This window comes from Schnuerera sp., assembly GCF_035459645.1.
Classification (GTDB): Bacteria; Bacillota; Clostridia; order Tissierellales; family Tepidimicrobiaceae; genus Schnuerera.
On sequence record NZ_DATHXO010000477.1, the window covers coordinates 1 to 5311 of the forward strand.

The 5311-nt window shown below is 29.2% G+C and carries 8 protein-coding genes; 7 read left to right on the forward strand and 1 reads right to left on the reverse strand.

The window, feature by feature from the left end; all coding sequences use genetic code 11:
* The 7 genes from cgtA to VK998_RS11235 form a co-directional block, all read left to right on the forward strand.
* Positions 1 to 624: Obg family GTPase CgtA (cgtA, locus tag VK998_RS11205; protein WP_325228327.1), on the forward strand; the 624-nt coding region annotated here is incomplete at its 5' end.
* A gap of 24 nt (positions 625 to 648) precedes the next feature.
* Complete coding sequence (yhbY, locus tag VK998_RS11210; RefSeq protein ID WP_325228329.1) at positions 649 to 939, forward strand: ribosome assembly RNA-binding protein YhbY; 291 nt, start codon at positions 649 to 651, stop codon at positions 937 to 939.
* 82 nt (positions 940 to 1021) lie between these two features.
* Positions 1022 to 1633, forward strand: coding sequence for a nicotinate-nucleotide adenylyltransferase (gene nadD / locus VK998_RS11215; protein WP_414713603.1), 612 nt, complete (start codon positions 1022 to 1024; stop codon positions 1631 to 1633).
* An 8-nt stretch (positions 1634 to 1641) separates the two neighbouring features.
* Positions 1642 to 2214, forward strand: coding sequence for a bis(5'-nucleosyl)-tetraphosphatase (symmetrical) YqeK (gene yqeK, locus VK998_RS11220; RefSeq protein ID WP_325228333.1), 573 nt, complete (start codon positions 1642 to 1644; stop codon positions 2212 to 2214).
* A gap of 6 nt (positions 2215 to 2220) precedes the next feature.
* Entirely contained in the window at positions 2221 to 3174 is a 954-nt protein-coding gene (locus tag VK998_RS11225) for an LCP family protein (protein ID WP_325228335.1), read from the forward strand.
* Between the two features lie 28 nt (positions 3175 to 3202).
* The gene (rsfS, locus tag VK998_RS11230) at positions 3203 to 3556 is read left to right on the forward strand and encodes a ribosome silencing factor (RefSeq protein WP_325228337.1); all 354 of its coding nucleotides are present in this window, start codon (positions 3203 to 3205) and stop codon (positions 3554 to 3556) included.
* 54 nt (positions 3557 to 3610) lie between these two features.
* Positions 3611 to 3991: a RidA family protein gene (locus tag VK998_RS11235; RefSeq protein ID WP_325228339.1), complete on the forward strand. Its 381-nt coding sequence runs from the start codon at positions 3611 to 3613 to the stop codon at positions 3989 to 3991.
* A gap of 29 nt (positions 3992 to 4020) precedes the next feature.
* Here VK998_RS11235 and VK998_RS11240 read toward each other — a convergent pair whose 3' ends face one another.
* Complete coding sequence (locus VK998_RS11240) at positions 4021 to 5292, reverse strand: D-alanyl-D-alanine carboxypeptidase family protein (RefSeq protein WP_325228342.1); 1272 nt, start codon at positions 5290 to 5292, stop codon at positions 4021 to 4023.
* Between the last annotated feature and the right edge of the window lie 19 nt (positions 5293 to 5311).

A 5311-nucleotide genomic window follows, 5' to 3' on the forward strand; every position in this document is an offset into this window, starting at 1 on the left:
GAAGGAGCTCATGAAGGGGTAGGATTAGGACATGATTTTTTAAGGCATGTGGAAAGAACTAAACTATTAGTCCATGTACTAGACAGCTCTGGTATAGAAGGGCGAAACCCCATAGAAGACTTTTATAAAATAAACGAAGAATTAACCCAATATAATCCAAAATTAAAGGATAAACTACAAATAATTGCAGCAAATAAGATTGATTTACCTCAGTCAGAGGAATGGATTGATAAATTAAAAGAAGAATTTGAGCCTTTGGGCTACAAAATTTTTTCACTATCTGCAGCAACTATGAAGGGAATTAATGAGTTGAAATTTGGGATTTGGGAAGCCTTAAAAGATATAGAAGTAGGATATGAGACTTTTGATGAAAAAGCAGATATTATTATAGAAAAACCTATTGAGGATGATATTATAGTAAAAAAAGAAAATGGAACTTACATTGTTGAAGGTTCTTTCATAGAAAGATTATTATATTCAATTAATTTTGATAATCTTGATTCTTTAAGATATTTCCAAAATATTATGAAACAAAGAGGCGTTGTAGAACAATTAAAAAAATTAGGAATTAAAGAAAATGATTCAGTATTTATATGTGGATATGAATTTGAATTTTTTGATTAAGTGAAGAGCAAAGGAGTGTAGAAATTGTTGACTGGAAAGCAAAGAAGTTATTTAAAAGGTATAGCTAATACTATGGACCCAATATTTCAAGTTGGGAAAAATGGGATTACGGAGAATTTTGTTAAACAAGTAGATGAAGCCTTGGAAGCAAGGGAAATTATCAAAATAAATGTATTGAACAATAGTTACTTAGATACAACTAAAGTAGCTAAAGATTTAGTAGAGAGTACTAATGCAGAATTTGTTCAAAGCATAGGAAATAAATTAGTTATATATAGGGAATCTAAAGAAAACAAAAAAATTCAATTACCTTAATAGGTAAAATTAGCATAAACTTCAGAATTAGATGTTTCTGAAGTTTATCTATTATTACAATTTTAACTGGAGGATGAGAGGCGTGAGTACAAAAAAGGTGGGAATTATGGGAGGGACTTTTGACCCGATACATAATGGACATTTAATTTTAGCTGAATATTCTAGAATGATTTTAAATTTAGATAAAATTTTTTTTATACCAACAGGAAAACCACCCCATAAGGATGGTATGAATATTACATCTGATATTCATAGATATAATATGACCTTACTTGCTATAAATTCGAACCCTTACTATTATCTATCATCTATAGAGATTGAAAGGGAAGGTATTACATATACAATAGATACTATAAAATATTTAAAGTCTAGATACAAAGATACGGATTTTTATTTTATACTAGGTTCAGATTCATTGTATCAGATACATAAGTGGAAAGATCATAAGGAATTGTTAAGTTTGTGTAATTTTATTGTAGCTAAAAGAGAGGACTTGGATTACAAAACATTGGAATATAAGGTTAAAGAATTGAATAACAATTATGAAAGTAATATATATATACTAGAATCGCCTTTAATAGACATATCTTCGTCAGAAATTAGGAATAGGATAAATAAACAACTTTCTATTAAATATATGGTTCCTAACTCAGTGGAAATATATATTGAAAAAAATAAACTTTATAAGGAGTAGTAGAAAAAATGATTGAACAATGGATTTATGAAGAACTAAAAAAGGATATTGGTATTGAAAGATTTAATCATTCTATAGGGGTAATGGAGACTAGTATGGAATTAGCAAAAATATATAATTATCCAATTGAAAAAGCTAGGATTGCAGGGCTTTTGCATGATTGTGGTAAGCTACAAGGAGAAATAAATCTATTGAAAATGGCTAGTGATTTTGATATAATTCTAGATAATGTAATGAAAATTAATAAAGAGCTTATTCATAGTCCATTAGGTGCAGAAATAGCAAAAAGGAAATATAAAATAAAGGACAAGGATATTTTAAATGCTATCTGTTTCCATACTACTGGCAGAGAAGGTATGAAGCTTTTAGAAAAGATTGTTTATATAGCTGATATGATAGAACCTAATAGAGATTTTAATGGCATAGAGGAAATAAGAAAATTAGCTTATAAAGACATTGATAAATCTTTATTATATGCAATAAACAATACATTAAAATTTGTTATTGAAAAGGGAAATCTAATACATCTAGATACTATTAAAGCAAGAAATCATTTATTAATTCAAAAGAATATGGAGTGAAGTCTAGTGAGAAAGACATTTTTAAAAAGTTTTTTTGTTTCCTTAATTATATTTTCCTTAATATGGAGTGGTTTTATTTATAAAACGGTTTTTAAAGCTACTGATGATTTAGAAGATGGTGAATATGGGTATAAAGAAACCTTTATTGATAGATTAGTTGATGGTAAAGATGATATTACGTTTTTATTATTAGGAGTAGACTCTAAGGATGTAAGTAAAACTTCTGGTATCAGAACAGATACCATGATGCTTTGCAGAATGGATAAATCAACAGGAGATGTATCAATACTTTCTATACCAAGAGATACTAAGGCACGAATACGAGGTAGAAAATATGAAGAGAAGATAAACCATGCTCATTCTTATGGTGGACCTGATTTATCAGTAAAGGCTGTAAAGGATTTATTAAGCATAGATTTGGAATATTATGTGAAAGTTGATTATAAAATTGTAGAAGAAGTAGTAGATTTAATGGATGGTGTAGAAATAGAGGTCCCTATGGACATGAAATACAGTGATCCTGTAGCAGATCCTCCCTTATATATAGATTTAAAACAAGGGTACCAAAAATTAGATGGAGATCAGGCTTTACAATTCTTACGATTTAGAAAAGGATATGCTGATCAGGATTTAGGCAGGATTAAAGCTCAACAAGAATTTATTAAAGCAGCAGCTGATAAAGCATTAAGCCCAACAAATATTGTAAATATTCCTCAAATGATTAAATCCTATTATAATAATGTTGATACGAATATACCATTGGATCTTATAATGAAATTTGCTATGAATGCAAAATCTTTCAACGCAGATTCAATGCAAACTGCTACATTACCAGGAAATGGGAAATACATCAACGGAACATCTTATTTTATTCCTGACGAGGAAGAAACTAGTAAACTAGTTAAATCTTTATTTACTGAATATAGAACAGTAGAAAATGTAAACAATAATGATAACTAATTTAATAAAAATAGCAGGAGGTAATTGAGTGAAGGATATAGATGAAAGAATATCTATTATTATAGAAGCTTGTAATGATAAAAAAGGGTTTGACATAAAGGCGATAGACATTAACAAATTAACTTCTATTACCGATTATTTTATTTTAGTAAGTGGCAATTCTACTACCCAAGTATTATCTATTGCTGACCATGTTGAAGAAAAGATGGTAAAGGCAGGATATAATATTTTAGGCAAAGAAGGCAAAGAAAGTAGCAGATGGATTCTTTTAGATTTTGGAGATATTATAGTCCATGTGTTCCATAGAGAAGACAGAGAATTTTATCATTTAGAAAAACTATGGGCTGATGGTGATGAGTTAGCATTGGACGACATACTCTAAAACAATTATCAATATATATGCTTATTTACCATTATAACTTTAGGAGGTTAAATTATGAAAACTAAATCAATATCAACTAATAAAGCACCAAAAGCAGTAGGTCCTTATTCACAAGGTATAAAAACAAGTAATTTAATTTTTACTTCTGGACAACTTCCAATAATTCCAGAAACCGGAGAATTAATAAAGGGAGATATTAAAAGAGAAACAAGGTTATGCCTAGATAATCTATTAGCAGTAGTAGAAGAAGGTGGAGCAAAGTTAAAGGATATAGTAAAGGTAAATATATACATAAAAGATATGAATGATTTTCCACTAATCAATGAAGAATATGAAGACTTTTTTCAAGAACACAAACCAGCAAGATCTTGTGTACAAGTTGCAAAACTACCCAAGGATGGGAATATAGAAATTGAAGCTATAGCAGTACTATAGTTAAAAAAAAGCAGCATAGCTGCTTTTTTTTAGTGGAATGAGCTTGGAACTTTATATAGAGAGCGTCTTCGCCTTCTACTTTTTTTGCGTTTAACAATAACCATGACCCTATATAAGAAAAACAAACCTATTAGTAAAATATACCATTTGCTTAAAATTAATTGAAAAATACTTACAGGTGGTATCTTTTCAATATCTAATGTGGATATTACATCTACTTGTCCTAAAAGTTGCCCTTGTAAATAATATTCTACTTTACCTAAAACTTGCCCTTTTTCAATAGGAGCTTCAATATCATCCTGGATAAAAATTTTTTTATCTATTTTATCTAAAGAATTTTTAGGAATAGAAGCAGGCAAATCTTCTTTTATAATGCCAGCAGCAATTGGATTCATTCCTTCTTTTATTTCTATATTATCAACAAATTGATCTTTGATTGCGATATTAATCTTTTTAAAATTTTCGAATCCATAGTTGAGTAATTTATGTATATCTGAATATACTTCTCTACCATTAGATTTTAAAACCACAGCAATTAAATTTTGATTTTGTCTTTGGGCAGAAGCTACAAGGCAATTTTGTGCTAATGAAGTGTATCCAGTTTTTACCCCATTAATTCCTTCGTATTTAATGGGAACTATTTTTCCATCCACATCTATCTTTTGATTACTGTACAATAGTTTATTGGCAGACTTTAAATATCGCTCTTCTTCTTTTTTATTTGTTTTAGGAATAGTGTAGGTATGATTAGATACAATCTCTCTAAAAGCGTCATTTTTCATAGCATATTTTGCTATTAAGCTTAAATCATAGGCTGTAGTTAGATGGTTTTCTTCTGATAAACCATTTGGATTTACAAAATTAGTATTCAAAGCACCTAACTCTTTGGCTTTATCATTCATAAGTTTAGCAAAACCATCAATGCTGCCAGAAATATGTTTTGCAATAGCTAATGCAGAATCATTGGCAGATTCAATTAATAAAGCTTTTAACAAATCCTCAAATTTCAATTGTTCTCCTGGCTCTAAGGCTATATGACTTCCAGCAGTAAGTTTAACAATCTCTTCGTCAACTGTTACAATATCCTTCATATTACCAAGCTCTAAGGCCAATATGCCAGTCATTATTTTAGTAGTACTAGCAGGATGCAATTTCATATGAGAATTTTTTTCAAAGAGAATTTGACCAGTATCAGCATCAATAAGTATAGCACCTTCACCAGAAAGATTTAAGCTATCTGCAAAAGAGATACTATATGTAGAAAATATTAGTAGTAAAACAATTAATACGATTTTTTTCAAATAGCTCCCTCCTTTATTC

Bases quoted from the DNA above. Each gene is read 5' to 3' on its own strand.
- yqeK (WP_325228333.1), top strand. From the start codon at position 1,642: ATGATTGAACAATGGATTTATGAAGAACTAAAAAAGGATATTGGTATT.
- VK998_RS11235 (WP_325228339.1), top strand. From the start codon at position 3,611: ATGAAAACTAAATCAATATCAACTAATAAAGCACCAAAAGCAGTAGGT.